This window comes from Salmonirosea aquatica, assembly GCF_009296315.1.
GTDB lineage: Bacteria > Bacteroidota > Bacteroidia > Cytophagales > Spirosomataceae > Salmonirosea > Salmonirosea aquatica.
The window spans coordinates 4,777,386-4,797,981 of the sequence record NZ_WHLY01000002.1 but is presented as its reverse complement, the minus strand read 5'-3'; the positions used below and the strand labels follow the sequence as shown (position 1 = coordinate 4,797,981).

The following is a 20,596-nucleotide window of genomic DNA, read 5'->3' as shown; positions in this document are numbered from 1 at the left end:
TAGCCGTCGGCTATTGGCTTGAAAAAACTAAACAAGGTACCCCATCAACTCCTCCACCATCGCGGGCGCACCGATGTACAGCGGCGTCCGCTGATGCAGGCTCGTGGGTTTGATATTCAGGATGGCCTCGGTATCGTTGACGGCCAGGCAACCCGTAATGCCCGCAATAAACGCCAGCGGATAGCATTCGTACAGCAGCCGGAGCTTGCCATTGGGATTTTTAGCCGTCGGTGGGTAAAGATAAATGCCGCCTTTCAGCAGATTCCGGTGAAAATCGGCCACCAGCGAACCAATGTACCGGGCCGAATACTGCCGCTCCCGACACGCCGCCAGGTACCTTTGTACAGGTTCGGCGTAGGCGTTCAGGTTGCCGTCGTTGTACGAATAAATTGCGCCGTTTTGGGGGGTTTTGATATTGGGGTGCGACAGAATAAATTCCCCCACGGAGGTATCGTACGTAAAGCCATTCACACTGTGGCCCGTCGTGTACACCAGCATCGTGGACGAGCCAAACAGGATGTACCCCGCTGCCACCTGCTCGTGGCCGCCCTGCATGAAATCGTCGAGGGTAGGTTCACTGCCCACGGGCGTCACCCGCCGGTAAATGGAAAAGATGGTACCGATGGACACGTTGACGTCGATGTTGGACGAGCCATCCAGCGGGTCGATCGCGACCACGTACTTGCCTTTGTTGTTTCCGGTAAAAATAATCCCTTCCTCTTCCTCCGAAATCAGCGCGCACACTTCGCCGCCGTTGGTAAGCGCCCGCCGGAAACGAATGTCGGCGATCACGTCCAGTTTTTGCTGCGCTTCGCCCTGCACATTCTGCAGTCCCATGTCGCCCGTCAGGTCGATGAGGCCGGCGCGGTTGACCTCCCGGTGGACGATTTTACCCGCGAGGGCAATATCGCGCAGTAGTTGCGACAGCTCGCCGGTGGCAAACGCGAAGGCGTTCTGGCGGTGCAGAATGTAGCGGTCGAGCGTGGTGCCCAGGGGCATGACCAGCGGATGGGAAGGCGCAGTACTCATGGCAATATCAGTCGATGTGATGGTGTCCGGGGTAAAGTTTCAAGTAATTCAGCTCAATTCGAGCCCTAGGTACTGTCATAGACGACATTTTTCCGGCTAGCGTCCACACGGCGGCTAAATATTCCTATATTTCTGCTGAAAACCAACTCATTTTATGAAACTACGACTGCTCGCTTTTCTTCTTTTGGCCACCGTTGCCTCCGCGCTGGCGCATGAATTCTGGATTTTTCCCGAAAATTTCTTTCCCAAGGTAGGCGAAAAGCTGGCCTGGAAAATTCAGGTAGGTGAAAACTACGAGGGCGAGCGCTGGGGCGGCGGCAGTCGGCGCGTGGAGCGGCTGCGGCTGATCACGTCCACCGGCGAAAATAACCTCACCGCCCAAATCCAGCAAACCGACTCGCTTGTAGGTGCCCCTACCCTGGCCATCGAGCGCGAGGGTACCCAAATGCTGGTGCTCGAAACGAACAATTCGTTCATCGAACTGGAAGCTGATAAGTTTGAGGAATATCTCAAAGAAGATGGGCTGAACCTGGCTTTGGATTTCCGACAGAAGAATGCCGAGCAGCAGAAAAAAGGCCGGGAATTTTACCGCCGTTGCGCCAAAACCCTTGTGCAGGTAGGTACCTCTACCAATGACCTACCCACGAAGCCCACGGGCGTAGACCTGGACATTATTCCGCTGCAAAATCCTTACGCCCTGCAACCCAACTCACCCCTGACCTGCCGGATTCTGTACCAGCAAAAGCCGCTTGCCAACGCGATGGTACGCTGCTGGCGGCGCGCCAACGGCAAAACTGAAGTAGAGTTCCGGCAAACCAACGCCCAGGGCGAAGCTACCTTCGACCTCACCAAAAAAGGCAAAGCCGCCTACATGCTCAGCAGTGTCCACATGGTACGGCTGACGGGCAATGAAAAAGCCGATTGGCAGAGTTTGTGGGGAAGCGTGACGTTTGGGATGAAGTGAGGTACGCTTATTATTAGAGGAATTCTTTGCCTGAAATTATCAAAAAGTTTCTGTTGAACGGCAGGTCAAATCCTCTTTATTAAATGCTATAAATTACTGTGTGCTTATAATTTATCGTTGTATTCATTATCTTTATTTCCATATTTTCACACTAATTATTAAATTATGAACCTTCATCTACTTTTGTCCCAAAATAAAGGGTTTTGTTATCTGTTGGCCTCCCTTATTGGCCTTTCGCTTTCCGCTTCAGCCCAAACGATTAGCACCGTGGCAGGTAATGGAATGCAAGGCTTCAGCGGCGATGGAGGGGCTGCCACCAGTGCCAAACTAAACAGCCCTACAGGTATAGCTTTCGACGGAGCCGGGAATCTTTACATATCAGATCAATCTAACCACCGTATCCGCAAAGTGAGTACCAATGGGATCATCACTACAGTAGCAGGTAGCGGCATTTCCGGATCCGGCGGCGACGGTGGCCCCGCAACCGGTGCCAGACTGAATTCTCCGTTTGGAATCGACGTAGATGTCTTGGGTAATATCTATATTGTAGATCAACTAAACCACCGCGTCCGTAAGGTGAATACTAGCGGCATCATCAGTACAGTGGCCGGCAACGGCACTGCCGGCTCTGGTGGCGACGGCGGGGCTGCCACCTCTGCTAATCTGAATTTCCCAACCGATGTTGTAGTGAATGCCGCGGGTGAATTATATATTGCAGATCCAACGAATGCCCGCATTCGTAAAGTGAGTTCAAGCGGGATTATTACCACGGTATTGGGAGACGGAAGCACCGCTTATTCTGGTGCCGGCTTGGATGTGGACGACTCAGGTAACCTCTACTTGGCAAACTATTCTCACAGAGTTATAAAAGCAGACATTGTTGGAAACATAGTCACGATAGCTGGCCTTGGAAACCCTGGCTTCAGCGGTGATGGCGGAGCCGCTACCAGTGCGCGCCTCAATACACCAACTGATGTACTTTTTGATGCAGAAGGAGCTTTTTACATTGCCGATAGGGACAACAATCGTATTCGCAAGGTCAACCCCAACGGAATTATCAGCACCGTAGCTGGCAACGGTGTTGCCGGATTCAGCGGCGATGGTGGACTGGCGACGAATGCTAAGTTAAACAGCCCCACCAGCTTTGCTCTGGATGGGGTGGGTAACCTCTATATAGTGGATAAACTCAACAATCGAATTCGAAAACTTAGCCCTCCCACTATTACCCTTAACTCACCAATCTGCCGTCAGACCGATTCTTTTGAAGTATTTTACACTTCGACTATTACCAATCCCGATCATTACATCGTCACTGGAACAGGAATCAGTCCGAACCAAACGGGTACCCCACCGGGTTCAGTGGGTAGTATAAAAGTTAGTTTCGACCCCGCCACCTTTACAGGTAGCTTCACGCTGGTACTAACCAATAGCATCACGGGGTTTTCTACAATTCCGGCAAACGGAACTGTTTCTGTCAATGTTAGCCCTACAGCCTTTTTCGTCACCGGCGGTGGCTCCTTCTGCGCAGGAGACTCCACCGGAGCCGTTGGACTAGATGGTTCTCAGAGTGGCATAAATTATCAACTACTTTCGGGCGGGACAGCAGTAGGCAATCCGGTAGCAGGGACAGGCAGTGCTATCTCTTTTGGTACGGTCACTGAGGCAAATACTTATTCAGTGGTTGGAACAAATGCCACCAACGGCTGCCAAACCACAATGACGAGTTCGGCTAAGATCGAAGAAGCACCCGTGGCTACACTCACCAAAAGTGGTGATCTGAGTACCACCGTATCATCCGTCACGCTAACAGCTACTCCCGCCAATGGCCAAAACTACCAGTACCTGTTCACAGGACCCAGTGTAGTTTCTCAAGATCCTTCTTCGAATATTGCCAGCGTCAATATGTCCGGTTTCTATACCGTGAAAATTTCCCGTACAGCTGGCTGCTTTTCTACTGCCACCGTTTTTGTAGAAAAATCGAAGATTATCAACACGGTTGCAGGTACGGGTAATCCCGGTTTCAGTGGTGATGGTGGACCCGCCACTAGTGCCTCTCTAGGCTCCCCCTACGGAGTAACGGCAGATGGTACGGGAAACATTTATGTAGCTGATCAGTATAACCATCGCATCCGCAAGATAAGCAGCAGTGGTGCCATCAGCACGATAGCAGGAAATGGTACTGCCGGATTCAGCGGAGACGGAGGGGCTGCCACTAATGCAAGTCTGTCGGCTCCGGCCAGGGTAGCACTCGATGGCTCTGGGAATCTGTACATTGCTGATCAGAACAACAATCGTATCCGTAAGGTTAGCACCAACGGCATTATCAGCACAATAGCAGGCAACGGCACTGCTGGTTTCGCTGGTGATGGTGGAGCGGCTATCAATGCTAGCCTAGCTGCTCCCACAGGTGTGGCAGTGGACGAATCTGGATATATATATATAGCTGACCGAGACAATAACCGCATAAGAAAAGTAGGTAATGATGGAATTATAAGCACATTTGCGGGCAACGGGGTCGCGGGAGTGGGAGGTGATGGAGGAACGGCTACTATCGCAGGCCTCTATGCACCAACCGACGTCGCCGTCGACGGCTCAGGAAATGTATTTATAGCTGACCGTGACAACAGCCGCATCCGTAAGGTTACTACTAACGGTATCATTAACACGGTGGCAGGTAATGGAGGCACTGGATTCAGCGGTGATGGAGGATCAGCCACTAGCGCCACTTTAACATCCCCCTCCGCTGTAACGCTAGATATTTCCGGAAATCTATTTATTGCGGACGGGGGCAACTTCCGCATACGCCGAGTGGATGCCAGCGGAATTATCAGCACAGTGGCAGGCAATGGCATCTACGGTTTCAGCGGTGATGGAGGCGACGCCACTAGTGCCAAACTTACATTCCCGTCCGGCATTGCGACAGATGGCATGGGGAATCTTTATATCGCCGATACTGATAATCATCGGATTCGCAAGCTGGGGTCAGCAACTTCATTTGTCATCAGCATCAAAACCGGAGACTGGAACGACCCAAACACTTGGAACGTAGGCCGTGCGCCTCTGGCGGATGATCAGGTTATTCTGGATTCAGGCCACACCGTAACAATAAACGGATCGGAAACAGCACGTAGCATTGAGTACCGAACCAATGCCCAACTGGTGTTCAGCGGTTCCGGCAGCACGTTGGCACTCGGGCAGTAACTTTAAAGATTGACAGGTTAGCAAGAAGCAAACAAATTACCTCCTCACACTCCCCGGCTGAATCCTGAAAATCAGGTTAAACCCCACAATCTCAGACTGCACTTCACGGCATTGTCCGTCGGCGTAGGTGTAGCGCGTCTTTTTTCCATCCGGCATCACAATCTCGTAGGCACTGGTACCTACCTTCTGGACCGGGCACATCTTGCCAAAGCGGTCGGAGTAAATCTGTTTGAGATTTACGGGCTCACGGTAGTAGAGGCTGGTCACGGTGTGGTTGATGGGATGAGGTACCTGCGCCGTTTCCTTTGAGGCAGATTTGGCATCGGCGAACGTGACGTGGTAGATATCCGAAGTCTGCACCGTATTGGTCTTTTCTTTCAGCTTGCCATTCACTTCCTGACTCGAAAGGGCGGTTTTCAGCACGCCTTTTTCAAAGCGGTTTTCGCCCACATACACCACGTCGTACAGAAAAGTATCGATGGCCCCGCGCACGCGCAGGTTTTCGCTGCCGTCACTCCCCCGGGAGGGTGTGATCGTAAGCTCGCCCACGGCGCGTCCGGCCAGCAGAATGTCGTAGATGATGGCCTGGCTCCGGGCAGGTACCTGCAGTAGCACCAGCAGTAAAACCAGAAGGAGGATGATTCGTTTTTTCACGCGTTCATAGAGGAGCATACGATTTTTGAAGGTACCTGCCAAGCAAAAGGTACTCCGGCTCAGATTAAAGGATGTGTTGCATTGGCGTAGACGTTTCAAACGAAGCCAGACAAAACCTAGTATGAATGGGCCCAATTGGATACAACCTACCGGCTACTTTTCCCCTACGCCACCTCCAAAAAAATCCCCCGCCAGAGGTCTCCGGCGGGGGATTTTTTTATTCTTCGGCACTTGGCCGATCAATGATTCCTGACTTTTCCTACGGCGGAGTCGAGCGCGGCTTTCATTTTGACGATCGCTCCGTTGATCGCCTGCATCAGCGTATCGTTCAGTTCGGTGACCACGATGGGCTGCATGCCTTCCATGCGGGCTTCCATCAGGCAACGCTTGTCCCGTTGCCCTTCCTTACTGCCGTTTTCGTCCGAAAGATGTACCTCCACGCGGGTCAGTTGTCCGGCAAAGCGGTGCAATTTTTCCGCGATCTTATCATTCAATTCCGTTTGGAATGCTTCATGTACCGTAATGTTGTGATCGGTATTGATCTGTATAATCATGATGTACTGGATTATAAATGAATTAATTGTATTTGGTTTTAACCCTGCCTTTTTAACGGATATACCGAAGACCTTGGTGTTTGCGGAGAAAGTAAAAGAATGATGCCCGAGGTTTGAATCATCAATCCACTAGCGGTGCCGTCTGCTCGGCCGAGGTGATGCCCGGCGGGAGTTCCAGAATGCGGATGTTGCGAAAGTGGATTTCGGCCCCTTCGGCTTCCAGGCAGATGTACCCCTTCTTGCGTTCCGAGCCACGCAGCCCGTTGACAAACTTCCCGTTGACGGAGAGCTTCACGGTACCATCCACGCAAACCACCACGTACTTGTTCCACTCGCCCTTGCCCCGGCAGCGTTTTTCGAGCGATTTGCTGCGGGTACCCCGTGGGTTGTCAGGAATGGCGGTCATGCCCATCGTCGGGAACAGTTCACCGTGTACGTAGGCGTCGGTTTCATTATGCTGAATGGCCCATTCCAATTCCAGCATCTGCACTTCGATGGCCTTGGTGAGCGGATTGTCGCCAAATTGGGTACCCTCGCTCCACACAAACACACCGGAGTTGCCGCCCGCCTCCATGTGTTTCCACTCGATTTCCAGGATGAAGTTTTCGTACTGACGGTCGGTGCGCATCACGCCGATGGGTTTGCCGGTACTCACCAGGGTACCTTTCTTCACCTGCCAGGTATCCTCGGCCGTGTTGACATTCACCCAACCTTTGAGGTCTTTGCCGTTGAACAAATTCCTGAATACCAACGGCTCAAACTCAGACTGCGCCCAACCCGGGTATCCTAGCAGCAACAGGAAAGCCAGTTGGAAGGTACCTTTAAGCAGAAATCTTTCAGGAATCATAGCAAGTCAGTTTTGTACTTTCAAAAGCAAATTCCCGCCGGGCCTACTTACCCACAGCACAACAACCGGGGTGCCCTCTGTGCAAAGGTACCCCTACCTACCCAGAAAATGCCGCAGGGTAAAAGCATTGCGGACGGCATTGCCACCGCCGTCGTTGTTGAAATACACGAATACCTCTTTTCCGGCCCGCTCCCATTCCCGAATCCGGTCGGCCCACCAGCGCAGGTCGTCGTCGGCGTAGGAGCCGCCGTAGAGCCAGCCGGCATCGGGCCCGTGCAGGCGCACGTACACATGCAGAGCCGTGGCCCGCAGAATGCAGGGCAGTCCCGCTCCGCTCATGACGCAGTAGGCCGCCTGATGGCGTTCGAGGAGTTGGAAAATGGCTTCATGATGCCAGCTGGGATGACGAAACTCCACCGCTACCCGAATCCAGTCGGGTACTTGGCTCAGAAAATAGTCGAGCCGGGCGTAATCATAGGCAAAGTTGGGCGAGAGCTGCACCAGCAGAATCGCGCGCTTTTCGCCCAGGATATGCCAGCATTTCTTTATTCTTTCAATCCACACCTCGGGCGCATAAAGCCGCTTGCCGTGGGTGAGGCCGCGGGGCGCTTTGACCGTGAACTGAAAGCCTTCGGGCAATCGCCGCCGCCAGCTGGCGAAGGTACGTTCGTGGGGCCAGCGGTAGAAACTACTGTTGAGTTCAACGGTCTGGAACTGATCCACGTAGTAATAAAACCGATCGTGGACGGGCGTGGGATCGGGATAAAGTACCCCCTGCCAATGATCGTAGCTCCAGCCCGAGGTACCTATGTGTGCTGCCATGGTGTTGTGAGTTTAGGTTCCGCTTTGTTTACCCTAAAATCATATACCATCTGTTTCCAAACCGCCCTTTGTTTCCCTTTAAAATGAAAAGTAGAATATGTTGCAAAAATATACCGAATGGTATATTTTTGCATTTCATTTGAAGACCCATGCGAAAATCAGAAAAAACCAGGCAGTATATTCTGGAAAAAACCGCGCCGCTATTCAATAAAAAGGGTTATGCGGGTACCTCTTTGTCCGACATCACCGATACGACCGGCCTAACCAAAGGGAGTATCTACGGCAATTTTTCTAACAAAGACGAGGTAGCTCTGGCCGTGTACGAGTACAGCACCGGGCTACTCACCGGGATACTGAATAGGGCAATCAATGAGAAAAATACGGCTCCCGACAAGCTGATCGCGATGACGGAGTTTTATCGCGACCATTGGCCCGGTATATTTGGCAACGGCGGTTGTCCGATGCTGAACGCCGCCATCGAGGCGGATGACGGCCCGCCGTTCTTGCAAACCTGCGTGCAGGCCAGCTTTGCAAACTGGGAAAAAAAGATCGTGAACATCCTGGAAACAGGGGAAAAGAAGGGGGAAATCAGGCAGGGAATTGTGGCCGCGGATTATGCCAGTACGATCATCACCCAAATCGAGGGGGGGATCATGCTGGCAAAAATAACCGGAAACACCCGGCACTTAATCCTGGCCCTCGACCGTCTTGTCAAGATGATAGACCACGAATTGAAGCCTTGATTTTAGCCCACAGTAAGCAGGTACCCCGATCCTGAATCGGCAGGGGTACTTGGGGATTTTTTCATTTTTTTTTAACATACAACCAATCCAATGAAACGAGTAGTCATCACCGGCCTGGGGGCCATAACTCCCCTGGGAAATACCGTCGCCGAACTCTGGGACAATATCAGGGCCGGCCGGAGCGGCGCCGGCCCTATTACAAAATTTGACGCCAGCAAATTCAAGACCCGCTTTGCCTGCGAAGTGAAGGGCTTTGACCCGGAAAGCTATATTGACAAAAAAGAGCTGAAAAAATACGATCCCTTCACGCAGTACGCCCTGGCCGCCAGCGAGCAGGCGGTAGCGGATGCCGGGCTTGATTTTGCCAGTATGGACGAAAGCGAGCGCTACGACATCGGCGTGATCTGGGGTACGGGCAACGGCGGGATCAGTACTTTCGAACAGCAGCTGAAGGAGTTTGATACGGGCGACGGTACCCCGCGGTTCAATCCCTATTTCATCCCAAAAATGATCGTGGATATTGCGGCCGGGGTCATCTCTATGCGCTATCAGCTGCACGGGCCCAACTACTGTACCGTATCGGCCTGTGCCTCGTCCAATACGGCCATCATCAGTGCGTTCGATACCATCCGGATGGGCAAGGCGACCATGATGATCGCGGGCGGCTCCGAGGCGGCCATTACGCCCGCTTCGGTGGGAGGATTCGGGGCGGCACAAGCGCTTTCCAAGCAGAACGACAGCCCTCAGACTGCCTCCAAACCCTTTGACCGCGATCGCGATGGCTTCGTGATGGGCGAGGGCGCCGGGGCGCTCGTGCTCGAAGAACTGGACCATGCCCTGGCGCGCGGGGCTACCATCTACGCCGAAATGGCAGGGGGTGGCATGGCCGGTGATGCCTACCACCTCACCGGTACCCATCCCGAAGGACTAGGGGCGGTTCTGGGCATTCAGCGCGCCTTGCGCGATGCGGGCATTACGGCGGAAGCCATCGATTATGTCAATGCCCACGCCACGTCTACGGGCATAGGTGACCTGAGTGAACTGGTAGGTATTAAACGGGTGTTCGGTGACAGACCCGTACCCATCAGCGCCACCAAATCCATGACCGGCCACCTGCTGGGGGCGGCCGGCGCGGTGGAGAGCATCATCAGCATTCTGTCGGTAAAGCATGACCTCATTCCGGCTACCATTAATGTCACAACGCTCGACGAGCGAATCCCCGAGGGAATGAATCTGATTCTGGGAAAAGCCGTATCCCAAAAAGTTAACTATGCGCTGAACAACACCTTTGGGTTTGGCGGTCATACGGCGAGCTCCATTTTCAAAAAGTACCTTTGAAACAAAGATTTTTCTGAACAAAAAAAGTCCCGCCTAAGCCAGGCGGGACTTTGCAATAATAGCTGTAAGAAACTAGTGGACAGCCGAAGTATCCACCTTCGTGGTACCGCTTTTGGTCATGAGCACGAAAGGCACGCAGAGCAAAAACATAACGCCCAGGTACAGGAACACGTCCATATAGGAAAGTACCATGGCCTGTTTGGTGACCGTAAAATCCAAGAGTTTGTAGCCGCTTTGCAGGGCCAAATCCGGACTCATGCCCTTAGCCAGGAAGTTGTGTTGCAAGCCTTCGACCCGTTGTTGTACCACAGGATTATTAATGTCCAGTTTGCTAACCAGGTCATTGCGGTGAAACATATTCTGCCGGGCAATGAAGGTAGTAATCACGGCCACGCCGAACGAACCGCCCAACTGGCGCATCATACCCGTGAACGCCGCGCCTTCGCCAATGTCCCGACCTTTCAGCGTAGAAAGCGCCAGGGTGGTGATGGGCACAAACAGCAGCCCCAAACCAATTCCCCGCACGATAAGCATATTGAAGAAAGCGTCGCTACCCGTGTCGGGCGTCAGGATTTTGTAGCCCCACACACTGTACACAAAGAAGAAAACCATCCCGGCGGCCACCAGGTACTGTTGCTTCACGCCCCGCTGAATGAGTTGCCCTACCACGGGCATCATCATGGCTGTCACGATCGCCGCCGGTACCATGAGCATGCCCGATTGGGTGGCGGTCCAGCCCAGGGTAGCCTGGGTGTAAAGCGGAATGATGAAGGTAGAGCCATACAAGCCAAAACCCAGGATGAACGACAGGATGGTACCCACCCGCAGATTTCCGTTGCGCAGTACCCTTAGGTTTACAATTGGGTTGGCGTAAGTAAGTTCGCGCCAGATGAAGAAAAAGAAGCCCAGCACGGCCGTAATGGTCAGTAGAATGATGATATGATCGTTGAACCAATCCTCTTCCTGCCCTCTTTCAAGCACGTACTGCAGCGAGCCCACGAAGACAGCCAGCAGGAGGATGCCCAGGTAGTCGATCTCATTGGCGGCTTTCTTGGCCGAAAACTTGGGACTACGGACAAACTCGATCGTGAGCAAGGTAGCAATGACGCCCAGCGGAATGTTGATGTAAAAAATATAAGGCCAGCTGTAATTATCCACGATGTAGCCCCCAAAGGTGGTCCCAGGGTAGGACCTACGATGACCCCAAGCCCGTAGAGCGCCTGTGCAATGCCGCGTTTTTCGGGAGGATAGCTTTCGGTGATCAGCGTTTGGGCGGTCACTAGCAAAGCTCCGCCGCCAAAGCCCTGGATCAGGCGGTAAAATACCAGTTCCCAGATATTGGTCGCTTGTCCGCAAAAGAACGAGGCGACCGTGAAGATGATAATCGATGCGGCGAAGTAATTCCGGCGGCCGAACTGCTGCGAGAGCCAGCTCGTCATGGGTACCACGATGACGTTACCGATGGCGTAGGCCGTAATCACCCAGCTCACTTCCGAGAGGGTACCTCCCAGGTTGCCGCGCATGTCGTTGAGCGCTACGTTCACGATGGTCGTATCCACAATTTCCAGCAGGGCACACAGAATGGCCGTGATGGTGATGATGACCCGGCGGAACCCGTACTCAACCAATGATTCTTGTAATTCCATACGAATAGGGTATTCTATCGGTGTGATAGCGAAAAAGTACCCTCGGCCGGGAATAAGGTACCCGGCCGAGGGCGGTGCATTAGTTTATTTCAACGTCCACAAAGACGTTCATACCGGGGCGAAGCTGCGCCAGATATTCGTCGTTGGCCTGGGCAAATTCGATGCGGACCGGTACGCGCTGTACCACCTTCACGAAGTTGCCGCTGGCATTGTCGGGGGGTAGCAGGGCGAAGCGGGCCCCCGTAGCGGGTGCAAAGGAGGCTACCTTGGCCTCAAAGACGTGGTCGGGATAGGCATCCACGTGTACCTTCACGGGCTGACCTACCTTAATGTCATTGAGTTGGGTTTCTTTAAAATTGGCCACAACCCAGGGATCGGTGGATGCAATGATGCTAAACAGACTCTGGCCAGCCTGCAAAAATTGGCCCGGCTGGGCATTCACTTTGGACACCCGCCCGTCAGTAGGAGCCGTGATGACCGTATAGGACAGATTCAGTTTCGCGTTTTCGATTTCAGCTTCCCGCGCTTTGATGTTGGCATTGGCCACGGCTTTTTGCTGCGAGGTAGCATTGGTCTGTGAACTGGCGGCCTGGGCCTGACGTTGCGCGGCATTTTTCTGAGCCACGAGGGTAGCTAAAGCCCGTTCGGCTTTTTGCTTGGCAGCCTGCGCCTGCTCAAATTCCTGCTGAGTGATCGAGTGGTCCTTGATCAGGTTTTCGTAGCGGGCGAAGTCCTGATTGGCACGCCATACGTTGACCTTGGCTTCTTCGATCTGGGCTTCGACCACCGACACATTGGCCTGGTAGGTGGTACCTGCCGCTTGCGAAGCGGTGGTGGTGGCATTGGCCACAGTCAGATTGCTCTCTGAGCCATAAAGTGCGGCCTGAGCCTGTTCCAGCTTGATGAGTTGATCGCGGTTGTCCAGCATGATGAGCGTATCACCTTTGTGGACCATCTGATTGTCTTTCACCCGAATTTCCGTGACGTAGCCTGAGGTACGGGGAATTACCGGGCTAATGTTGGCATCGACCTGCGCATCATCGGTTTCTTCATGATGCAGGCCGTGGTTGTATTTGGTGAAGCCCCAGCTACCTCCCACCAGAACCAGCAGTCCCAGGATGATTAAAAAGCGCTTATTGGTTTTTTTGGGTGCTGGCGGCGTGGCTACCTTTTTAGGTGCTTCTGCTGTGGTTTGGTTCGTTTCCATAAATTTTATGACGATTGAATTGAAAAGACTATTTTGAATAAATATGCTAGGCAGGTGTTTACTGAATCAGCCCACTGACCTGTTCCAGTTTTTTATAAGCGACCAATGCGTCGGCTTTGGCAGCTTCGTAATTAATACGGGACTGCACCTGCGCCACATCGGCATCGAGCAGTTCGGTCGTCGTCACCAGGCTGTTGTCGTATTTGTTTTTAGTGATGCGGTAATTCTCATCGGCCTGTTCTACGGCTTTGGCGTACACGTCGATCTTACGGACGCTCAGCACATAATTGTAGTAAGCCGTGTTGACCTCCACATGTACCTGATCCAGCAGCATGGACTCGGCGGTCTGCAACTGCGACACTTGCGTACGGGCCTGCTCGATTTTGGTTTTGGATTTCCAGAGCGAAGCCACGTCGTACTTCACGCCCAGGCCGGCGTTCATGGCGTTGGGTATGGTAGCCAGGCCGGGAATACTCAGCGCCACGTAGCCGCCCGTCAGAGCCAGGCTGGGGTACTTGTCAGCTTTGGCGATTTTAATATTATCGTTGGCTGCTTTCTGGCGAATCCCATTCGCGGTCAGATCTTTCCGATACTGGATGGCCTTTTGTTCCCAGTCGGCCACGGTACCAGCTTCGGCCAGCACGGCAAAACTTGCCGCATCGGGAATGATGTCCGTGTTTTCAGGTAGCCCCAGCATCAGATCCATATTGACTGTCGTGACTTTCAGGTCATTTTCGGCGTCCAGTAGCGCCAGTTCAGCATTGGACTCCTGCAACTTGGCTTTCATCAGATCATTGCGGGCCAGCAGACCGTTTTGTTCTCGGTTAGTAAACTGGGCCACCCGCTCCTGTTCGCGTTTCAGGCTTTCCTGTACCAATTCTACGGCTTTACGGGCTTTGTACAAGTTACCGTAGGCAGCCACTGTATTCTGGATCACCGCTTCGCGGTCGTGCTCCACATCCAACTTGGCAGCCTGCTCGAGGTACTTGGAAGCTTCCAGGCTGTACTTGAATTTGAAGCCGGCAAACAAGGGCAACGCGGCACTCGCCATGCCGTACATGGCCTGGTTGACGTGTATATCACGGGTACCCGGTTCAGCAGGTGGCGTTTCTCCGTTAGAAGGGGCTTGCTGTCCCAGTTTGAGGGATACATTCGGTGAGTTCAGTCGCAGATAAGAACCCGATACGCTGAATGAGGGTAGCTGGCTATCCTTGATCTGGCGGGTATTGAGCACAGCCAGGTCCACATTGGACTGGCTTAGCTTAAGGCTCTTACTGTTTTTCAGGCTCATTTGCACAGCCTCACCTACCGTGAGCGATACTGGGGCCTGAGCGTGCAGCTGGACAACCGAAAGTAGCACGAGCAGTACGGCTATCCCATTTCGTTTATTGATTGACATGAGCGATTTCATTCGATACAGATGATTTAAAGATTGATTTTAAGTGGGTACTCAGGGCACTCCGCAGGTAGAGTTGGTATTGCGAATCTTCAACACCTTCCTTGCCCTGAATTATTTTGAGATAGTCCTGGGTAGCCATGGCATGATTGATAGTTCCGTACAGGGTAGTCACCATCAGCGTCAGATCCACATCATGCCGGAAGGCGCCCTTTTCCTGCCCTTCCGTAATCAGTTTCTTCATCAGCTCCATATTCCTGATCTTAAGCTCCATGATCTGCCCGGAAATAATAGGAGTACGTTCCGTCGAAAGCTGTTCACGCATCATGATTTTGTGAAAGCACTGGTTCGACATCAACCGGTCGATGACCATGTCGATCCAGATATTTACCTTTTGCAGTGGAGTCAGTTCTTCGTTCTGAAGAATCATTTCTATCTGGGTACGGGTCTGAACCATCCGCACACTGAACAGCGCTTCAATCAGTTTTTCCTTAGAGCCGAAATAGTATGAGATCATGGCCACATTGATATCGGCTTCCTGGGCAATGTCCCGCACCGAGGTACCCGCAAAGCCTTTGCTGGCAAACAGCCGCTCGGCTACCTCTATGATTTGTAATTGTTTGGTGTTGTATTCCATAATTGTTTTTTCAAAAGTGGACTTCTATGCGCTGTTTCCCAGCTTTTTCCCTTTTGACGATACAAAAATAATAGTCTGGTTTAAAATAATCAAACGATTGTTTAATTATTTTAAACAAATGATTATATAGTTAAAACAATTGTTGAATTAGTACAATTCTAAGGCTTTGGTAGAGGATTGGAGGGCAACGCCTGAGCTAAGCGGATAATACGTACTCTTCCTACTTCCGAAAATTCATCGGGAACAGGAAGAGCTTATAGTGAAGAAAAAGAAAAGCGGGATTTTGGACAGGTACCCCTTATAGGGTAACTTAGGTAAGAAAAAAGTGGCTATTCCAGCAGACCGGCAGGTAACTGCCCGATTGAGCGTACCTGAATGTTGCGGTAGTAGACTTCCGCCCCTTCGGATTGAATTTGAATTTTACCCTGGGTAAGGGGCTCCATTTTGCCGTTCACCAGATGCCGGGTATTGAGCAGCACCATGTTGACAGTACCATTGATTACGTGGACGCAGGTATCACCCACGCAGTAAAGGTCCACCACATTCCACTGTCCGGTGGGTTTTTCGGCGTCGGGGTACTTCAGGCACGAGCGCCCGTTGGGAGTCTTATCCTGAAAAAGTAGAAGCGGACTGCCCGGACTGTACACATACTTTCCCTTCTCATTTTTACGGGCCGGAATGTCCGTGGCTACGTTCATCACGCCCCAGTAGTCACCCGTATCGCCTTCCTGAATCTGAAACTCAAATGATTCCATCCATAACATGGGGGTACCATGGGCACCCCCACTATAGTACAGCAGGCCGCTGTCGCGGGGTTGGCCCAGTTTGGGCGGCCATTGCAGTTCACCCCATTTGAATTCCAGCCGCAAATGGTAATTTTCAAAATCGGCCAGGGTATTGATGCCCCCGAAGGTTTCGCCCGAAATGCGCAGAGCCGGCTCACCATCCACTTTCACCACCGAGAACACCCGATTGGGATCTTTGTTCAGTCCAATGGGAACCCTTTTGGCCGATTTATCCTGGGTATAAGGCGCATCCAGGTAGGTTTCCCAGCCTTTCAAATTCTTACCATTGAAAAGGGACGTCCACTCTCCACGGCTTTTCGAAGGTTGGGCCGAAAGCGTAAGGCTTGAAAGCTGGATAATGCTGAACCAGAGAAGTAGCGATTTCATAAATAAGGGTAAGGAATGAAGGCAGCAGACCCGGAAAAAATGGGATCATATCATGGAAAAGGGTGCTTGAATCCTGAAAATACTCACTCAAAAGAAAGTATGCCGCTCAGATGCCCATTCTTTAACTCCTGAGAAGCATGTTTCTGAACCATGCTATGCCATTAAAAGCCAAAACCTCAGCCTCAGACGCATCATGCCAGTTTACTCTAAATTGAGAGGCCGGAGCATGAACATTAGTTTGAAAATCCCCCCTCCGGCCGTAACTTGCAGGCATGGATCATTTCGTTGTATCAGCCCGCAAGTACCGTCCCATCACCTTCGATTCAGTGGTAGGGCAGTCGCACATTACCACCACGCTTAAGAATGCCATTCGCACCAACCACCTGGCGCAGGCGTTCCTGTTTTGCGGGCCCCGTGGCGTAGGCAAGACGACCTGCGCGCGTATTCTGGCCAAGACTATCAACTGCCAGAATCTCAGCGATGACATCGAACCCTGCGGTGAATGTGATTCCTGCGTCAGCTTTCAGAATAACGCTTCGTTTAATATCCATGAACTCGATGCGGCTTCCAACAATTCAGTCGACGATATCCGGAATCTGATCGACCAGGTAAGGTACCCCCCGCAAACGGGCAAGTACAAGATTTACATCATTGATGAGGTACACATGCTCTCGCCGGCGGCATTCAATGCCTTTCTGAAAACACTCGAAGAGCCGCCGAGCTACGCTATTTTTATTTTGGCGACCACGGAGAAGCACAAGATCCTGCCGACCATTCTGTCGCGCTGTCAGATCTTCGATTTCAACCGGATACGTACCACCGACATTGCCGATCATCTGGCGCACATCGCTCAGAAAGAAAACATCGTCGCCGACCGTGAGGCACTGGAACTGATCGGACAAAAGGCCGATGGCGGACTGCGCGACGCCCTTTCCATGTTCGACCTGAACGTGACGTTCTCCCCCACCAACGAACTGACATACGCCGATGTGCTGGAAAACCTGCATATCCTGGATTACGACTACTACTTCAGGATCACGGATGCGCTGTTGAAAGGTAGCATTGCGGAATCACTGCTGCTGTTCGATGAAATCATCCGCAAAGGCTTTGACGGACATCTGTTCGTGGTAGGTTTGCTCGAACACTTCCGAAATCTGATGGTGTGTAAAGATCCTATCACCGTATCGTTGCTGGAAGTGACGGAAGCCGCCCGCACCAAGTACCTGGATCAGTCCCATCGGGCTACTCTGAGTTTTCTGCTCTCGGCGCTGAGTGTGGGAAGTCAGTGCGATATCCACTACAAAACTTCGAAAAACCAGCGGCTGCATGTGGAGCTATGTCTGATGAAGCTCGCCAAACTACCCGACTTGCTGGCGCTGCAGACACTTCCCACGACCAACGGACAGGCGGCCGAAGCCGAAAAAAAAAAAGTTGAGTCACCCGTTGCCCTGACGACCGAATCGGATGCGCCGGCATATGGGGCCAAGGTACCTACCCCCGCTACGCCCTCGGCTCCTCCAGCTCCCGCCGCCCCCAGCCGTCTGCGTAGTACGGCGCACATTGCCCCGGCTGCCGTAGGCGCTGCCACTTTGCCCGGAACGGACACTAAATCAGCGGCTTTGCCCAAGCCCTCGGCAACCGAGCCGGTCATCTTACCGGACAAGCTCCCACTCACCCTGGATAACGCGGTACATTTTTGGCAGGAGTTTGCGGAAAAGCGGCGTATCGAGCGTAACTCTTCCACCGAAGAAGTGACCCTCAACAGGGATTTTGCGCTCGAAAACCAGACTATTAAAATTGCTTTAGACAACGATTTGCAGAGAGATACCCTGACTGCCCTTCGAAACGACTTGATCTGGTATTTGCGGGAAAGACTGGATGCCCCTACCCTCTCACTGGACTTCCGGGTAGCTCCGCAGGAGGTGAAGCGGATGCCCTATACGGCACAGGAAAAATTCGCTTACCTGGCTGAGAAAAACCCCCATTTACAGGTACTTAAGGAAGCTTTGGGACTGGATACGGAGTTTTAAATTCAGTGGACAGTGAATTCCCTGTTGGCTATTCCTGATGCTCTGCTTTTCCTGAAAAGTAATGGTGTAGGTTTAGTACCTGCGGAATCAGGGCATATTCCAGGCCATTCTCAATCACAAAATCAGCCAGTTGCAGGCGGGCTTCATCCGTGATCTGCCGGGCTATAATCGCCCTAATTTCCGTTTCGGAGCGATGTGGGTCGCGCAGTTTCGTACGCTCAATGCGCAGCTCCACCGGCGCATCGACCACCACTACATAGTCCAGCGTATTCTTATCGCCTGCTTTGTTCATCAAGGCCGCTTCACGAACCACATAGGGTTGTTGGGCGTGAAGACGAAGCCATTGGTCGCTATCGGCAAAAACCCGCGGATGAATGATTTGATTGAGCTGTTGCAATAGTACAGGCTCAGTGAATACCCGCGATGCCACGTATGTCCGATTGTAGGTACCTTCGCTGGTGTAAGAATCCGGACCGAGCAGCGCAATTACTTCCTGCCGGATGATGGGGTTATGCTCAGCCAGCCAATTGGCCCGTTGATCGGCAGCATAAATGGGAATGCCCAGGCATGCAAAAATCCGGCACACTACGCTTTTACCTGAGCCAATGCCGCCTGTGACACCTACCTGCAAGGGAAGAGCGCGCGCCATACCTAACTACTGGATCGTCGGGATAGGCCTCAGCAGCCGGGCTACCTCGAAACTTATGAACACTGACGAATGGCTGACCTCCACGGAGCGAAGGTTCGGAAGGCCCAGGGGTACGATTTCATCATAATTATTCTGAATTTTCCGGGTAGGTACCCGCACCAGGATCGTATCGGGATATTGCTCAAGCAGCGAAGCAGGGCCTTCTACCGAAATCAGGGATGGAGACAGATTGATGAGGCTGGAAATGACGAATCCGGGCCGCAGATCGATGTGCACACTATCCACCCGAATGGGAATAATCCGGGTGACCTTCCGTTCGAATCCCAGTTCGAAGGTATCCGACACCACATAGTTGACCTTCACATCAGGAAAATGCTCGGCGATCTGAGCTGTCAACGAAGTGGAATTGATCGCGTTAGCCCGCAGGGGATTAGAAATGGAGTACTCCACGGGACGCTCGGCAAAGGTCAGCCACGACTTACGAAGCAAATTCCAGCCATCGCCCGACACATTGACCGAAACAGTACGGGGCAACGGCTGCACGGGTACGTACAGGCCTTCGTTGTAATTGAAGTGAATAGGATAATCCAGCCGCAGGGAATAGTTATCCTTATTCAGAGCCGTCATCAGCCAGAAAAAGGAGGCCGCCAGCAAGCAGCCTATATACGCCTTGATTTTACTTTTTCGGGAAGAATTCGTGCTCATCTTTTTTCATTTTGACCGGGTCCGGTACGCCGGAGCGGCCGGTACGATGAGTGAATGGCGGCATGAGTGAATAAGTGACTTTCTTTTTTATCATTCACAACTCACCGCGCGGCGGACCGCTCATTCAAAATTACTTTATCGTCCGGCTGACGGCCGATTTGTCAAAAGTGATTTTCACGCCTTTATCCAGGTCAAGCGTTACGGTGGTTTCGTCCACCAGGTACACTTTTCCGTGCATACCGCCAATGGTAACTACCTCGTCGCCCTTTTTTATACCCGCAAGCAGTTCTTTCTGCTCTCGGGCTTTTTTCTGCTGAGGACGAATCATGAAAAAATAGAAAACCCCGATGATGCCAACCCACATGACAACCTGGTATATCATGGCTTGTGAACCGCCGGGTTGGGCTTGGGCGAGAATAGTTTGTAACATTTTTTGAATTGAACGTTTAGAGTTTAAAAAGTGGGTTAGCGAGAAGGGGGTACCTTGTAAATCAGGCAGATCGAGAAAGAAACAGGATTCGGCCCGTTTCCTTCAAAAAGCGGGCTTCTAGTCGCTCAGCGTATCCGGCGCGGCCGCCACAATGCCTTGCAGGCGCAGTTCCGAGTAAGCAGGCTCGGTGTTGGCATAGACCGTGATGGTTTTGACCTGTGGACCGGGTTTTCCTTTACTGTTGAACCGAACCATAATGGCCGCCTCCTCGTTCGGGGCAATGGGCTCGCGGGGCCACTCGGGAATTGTACATCCGCAGGAGGCCGTCACATTGTTGATAATCAAAGGGAATTGTCCGCCGTTCTTAAATTTGAAAGCATGCTCTACAATTTCCCCCTCCTTGATTTCGCCGAACTGGTAGGTAGTACTGTCCTGCATGGCCAACACCGGAATTTTCTCCTGTAGGCCGGCTGTACTGTTCTTATCCTTTTTCTCACCGCAGGCACCCAACAGGGTACCCAGGGTCACCATCAGCAGAAGTATTCGTGCAGTTTGTTTGTTCATGGTCGACA

Annotated in this window: 18 protein-coding genes and 1 pseudogene; 5 read left to right on the top strand and 14 right to left on the bottom strand. The window is 52.3% G+C overall.

All coding sequences use genetic code 11. The annotated features are described in order from the left end of the window. Positions 1 to 27: 27 nt before the first annotated feature. A complete protein-coding gene (gene fbp, locus GBK04_RS20895; protein ID WP_373331182.1) occupies positions 28 to 1,029 on the bottom strand; it encodes a class 1 fructose-bisphosphatase in 1,002 nt (333 codons plus the stop codon). A gap of 154 nt (positions 1,030 to 1,183) precedes the next feature. On the opposite strand from fbp, the gene GBK04_RS20890 reads away from it, so the two are divergent. Together GBK04_RS20890 and GBK04_RS20885 are read left to right on the top strand one after the other, a co-directional pair. Continuing rightward, on the top strand, positions 1,184 to 1,993 hold the full coding sequence (locus GBK04_RS20890) for a DUF4198 domain-containing protein (RefSeq protein WP_152763053.1): 810 nt from the start codon (positions 1,184 to 1,186) through the stop codon (positions 1,991 to 1,993). Positions 1,994 to 2,158: 165 nt separating this feature from the next. Next, the gene (locus GBK04_RS20885) at positions 2,159 to 5,194 is read left to right on the top strand and encodes an NHL domain-containing protein (RefSeq protein WP_373331181.1); all 3,036 of its coding nucleotides are present in this window, start codon (positions 2,159 to 2,161) and stop codon (positions 5,192 to 5,194) included. Between the two features lie 36 nt (positions 5,195 to 5,230). Here the strand turns inward: GBK04_RS20885 and GBK04_RS20880 are convergent, their stop codons facing one another. From GBK04_RS20880 to GBK04_RS20865, 4 genes are all read right to left on the bottom strand, one after another. Then, the gene (locus GBK04_RS20880) at positions 5,231 to 5,866 is read right to left on the bottom strand and encodes a DUF6134 family protein (RefSeq protein ID WP_152763051.1); all 636 of its coding nucleotides are present in this window, start codon (positions 5,864 to 5,866) and stop codon (positions 5,231 to 5,233) included. Positions 5,867 to 6,087: 221 nt separating this feature from the next. Beyond that, entirely contained in the window at positions 6,088 to 6,402 is a 315-nt protein-coding gene (locus GBK04_RS20875; protein WP_152763049.1) for an HPF/RaiA family ribosome-associated protein, read from the bottom strand. Positions 6,403 to 6,523: 121 nt separating this feature from the next. Beyond that, the gene (locus tag GBK04_RS20870; protein ID WP_152763047.1) at positions 6,524 to 7,249 is read right to left on the bottom strand and encodes a 3-keto-disaccharide hydrolase; all 726 of its coding nucleotides are present in this window, start codon (positions 7,247 to 7,249) and stop codon (positions 6,524 to 6,526) included. Positions 7,250 to 7,342: 93 nt separating this feature from the next. Further along, the gene (locus tag GBK04_RS20865) at positions 7,343 to 8,071 is read right to left on the bottom strand and encodes a DUF72 domain-containing protein (RefSeq protein WP_152763045.1); all 729 of its coding nucleotides are present in this window, start codon (positions 8,069 to 8,071) and stop codon (positions 7,343 to 7,345) included. 149 nt (positions 8,072 to 8,220) lie between these two features. On the opposite strand from GBK04_RS20865, the gene GBK04_RS20860 reads away from it, so the two are divergent. Together GBK04_RS20860 and fabF are read left to right on the top strand one after the other, a co-directional pair. Continuing rightward, entirely contained in the window at positions 8,221 to 8,814 is a 594-nt protein-coding gene (locus tag GBK04_RS20860; protein ID WP_152763043.1) for a TetR/AcrR family transcriptional regulator, read from the top strand. Between the two features lie 90 nt (positions 8,815 to 8,904). After that, entirely contained in the window at positions 8,905 to 10,152 is a 1,248-nt protein-coding gene (fabF, locus tag GBK04_RS20855) for a beta-ketoacyl-ACP synthase II (RefSeq protein WP_152763041.1), read from the top strand. Positions 10,153 to 10,224: 72 nt separating this feature from the next. Here fabF and GBK04_RS20850 read toward each other — a convergent pair. The 5 genes and pseudogenes from GBK04_RS20850 to GBK04_RS20830 form a co-directional block, all read right to left on the bottom strand. Next, positions 10,225 to 11,675, bottom strand: a pseudogene (locus GBK04_RS20850) (DHA2 family efflux MFS transporter permease subunit). Between the two features lie 202 nt (positions 11,676 to 11,877). Further along, the gene (locus tag GBK04_RS20845) at positions 11,878 to 13,005 is read right to left on the bottom strand and encodes an HlyD family secretion protein (protein WP_152763039.1); all 1,128 of its coding nucleotides are present in this window, start codon (positions 13,003 to 13,005) and stop codon (positions 11,878 to 11,880) included. Between the two features lie 58 nt (positions 13,006 to 13,063). Beyond that, the gene (locus GBK04_RS20840; RefSeq protein WP_152763037.1) at positions 13,064 to 14,404 is read right to left on the bottom strand and encodes a TolC family protein; all 1,341 of its coding nucleotides are present in this window, start codon (positions 14,402 to 14,404) and stop codon (positions 13,064 to 13,066) included. Continuing rightward, the gene (locus tag GBK04_RS20835; RefSeq protein ID WP_152763035.1) at positions 14,391 to 15,038 is read right to left on the bottom strand and encodes a TetR/AcrR family transcriptional regulator; all 648 of its coding nucleotides are present in this window, start codon (positions 15,036 to 15,038) and stop codon (positions 14,391 to 14,393) included. The genes GBK04_RS20840 and GBK04_RS20835 overlap by 14 nt, the downstream gene beginning before the upstream one ends. A 329-nt stretch (positions 15,039 to 15,367) precedes the next feature. After that, positions 15,368 to 16,210 carry a 3-keto-disaccharide hydrolase gene (locus GBK04_RS20830; protein WP_152763033.1) on the bottom strand — a complete coding sequence of 281 codons (843 nt, stop codon included), beginning with the start codon at positions 16,208 to 16,210 and terminating at the stop codon, positions 15,368 to 15,370. A gap of 272 nt (positions 16,211 to 16,482) precedes the next feature. Between GBK04_RS20830 and GBK04_RS20825 the strand changes: the two genes are divergently transcribed. Further along, on the top strand, positions 16,483 to 18,240 hold the full coding sequence (locus GBK04_RS20825; protein WP_152763031.1) for a DNA polymerase III subunit gamma/tau: 1,758 nt from the start codon (positions 16,483 to 16,485) through the stop codon (positions 18,238 to 18,240). Between the two features lie 28 nt (positions 18,241 to 18,268). Here the strand turns inward: GBK04_RS20825 and coaE are convergent, their stop codons facing one another. From coaE to GBK04_RS20805, 4 genes are all read right to left on the bottom strand, one after another. Beyond that, entirely contained in the window at positions 18,269 to 18,889 is a 621-nt protein-coding gene (coaE, locus tag GBK04_RS20820) for a dephospho-CoA kinase (RefSeq protein ID WP_152763029.1), read from the bottom strand. Between the two features lie 6 nt (positions 18,890 to 18,895). Next, on the bottom strand, positions 18,896 to 19,594 hold the full coding sequence (locus GBK04_RS20815) for a YbbR-like domain-containing protein (protein ID WP_373331180.1): 699 nt from the start codon (positions 19,592 to 19,594) through the stop codon (positions 18,896 to 18,898). Between the two features lie 130 nt (positions 19,595 to 19,724). Further along, positions 19,725 to 20,024 (bottom strand): preprotein translocase subunit YajC, encoded by a 300-nt coding sequence (yajC, locus tag GBK04_RS20810; RefSeq protein WP_152763027.1) that lies wholly within the window; start codon positions 20,022 to 20,024, stop codon positions 19,725 to 19,727. Between the two features lie 117 nt (positions 20,025 to 20,141). After that, positions 20,142 to 20,588 carry a DUF1573 domain-containing protein gene (locus GBK04_RS20805; protein WP_373331179.1) on the bottom strand — a complete coding sequence of 149 codons (447 nt, stop codon included), beginning with the start codon at positions 20,586 to 20,588 and terminating at the stop codon, positions 20,142 to 20,144. Positions 20,589 to 20,596 lie beyond the last annotated feature (8 nt).

Excerpts from the sequence above, each read along its gene's own strand:
- fbp (WP_373331182.1), bottom strand. The coding sequence starts at position 1,029 with ATGAGTACTGCGCCTTCCCATCCGCTGGTCATGCCCCTGGGCACCACG.
- GBK04_RS20890 (WP_152763053.1), top strand. The coding sequence starts at position 1,184 with ATGAAACTACGACTGCTCGCTTTTCTTCTTTTGGCCACCGTTGCCTCC.
- GBK04_RS20885 (WP_373331181.1), top strand. The coding sequence starts at position 2,159 with ATGAACCTTCATCTACTTTTGTCCCAAAATAAAGGGTTTTGTTATCTG.
- GBK04_RS20880 (WP_152763051.1), bottom strand. The coding sequence starts at position 5,866 with ATGCTCCTCTATGAACGCGTGAAAAAACGAATCATCCTCCTTCTGGTT.
- GBK04_RS20875 (WP_152763049.1), bottom strand. The coding sequence starts at position 6,402 with ATGATTATACAGATCAATACCGATCACAACATTACGGTACATGAAGCA.
- GBK04_RS20870 (WP_152763047.1), bottom strand. The coding sequence starts at position 7,249 with ATGATTCCTGAAAGATTTCTGCTTAAAGGTACCTTCCAACTGGCTTTC.
- GBK04_RS20865 (WP_152763045.1), bottom strand. The coding sequence starts at position 8,071 with ATGGCAGCACACATAGGTACCTCGGGCTGGAGCTACGATCATTGGCAG.
- GBK04_RS20860 (WP_152763043.1), top strand. The coding sequence starts at position 8,221 with ATGCGAAAATCAGAAAAAACCAGGCAGTATATTCTGGAAAAAACCGCG.
- fabF (WP_152763041.1), top strand. The coding sequence starts at position 8,905 with ATGAAACGAGTAGTCATCACCGGCCTGGGGGCCATAACTCCCCTGGGA.
- GBK04_RS20845 (WP_152763039.1), bottom strand. The coding sequence starts at position 13,005 with ATGGAAACGAACCAAACCACAGCAGAAGCACCTAAAAAGGTAGCCACG.
- GBK04_RS20840 (WP_152763037.1), bottom strand. The coding sequence starts at position 14,404 with ATGTCAATCAATAAACGAAATGGGATAGCCGTACTGCTCGTGCTACTT.
- GBK04_RS20835 (WP_152763035.1), bottom strand. The coding sequence starts at position 15,038 with ATGGAATACAACACCAAACAATTACAAATCATAGAGGTAGCCGAGCGG.
- GBK04_RS20830 (WP_152763033.1), bottom strand. The coding sequence starts at position 16,210 with ATGAAATCGCTACTTCTCTGGTTCAGCATTATCCAGCTTTCAAGCCTT.
- GBK04_RS20825 (WP_152763031.1), top strand. The coding sequence starts at position 16,483 with ATGGATCATTTCGTTGTATCAGCCCGCAAGTACCGTCCCATCACCTTC.
- coaE (WP_152763029.1), bottom strand. The coding sequence starts at position 18,889 with ATGGCGCGCGCTCTTCCCTTGCAGGTAGGTGTCACAGGCGGCATTGGC.
- GBK04_RS20815 (WP_373331180.1), bottom strand. The coding sequence starts at position 19,594 with ATGAGCACGAATTCTTCCCGAAAAAGTAAAATCAAGGCGTATATAGGC.
- yajC (WP_152763027.1), bottom strand. The coding sequence starts at position 20,024 with ATGTTACAAACTATTCTCGCCCAAGCCCAACCCGGCGGTTCACAAGCC.
- GBK04_RS20805 (WP_373331179.1), bottom strand. The coding sequence starts at position 20,588 with ATGAACAAACAAACTGCACGAATACTTCTGCTGATGGTGACCCTGGGT.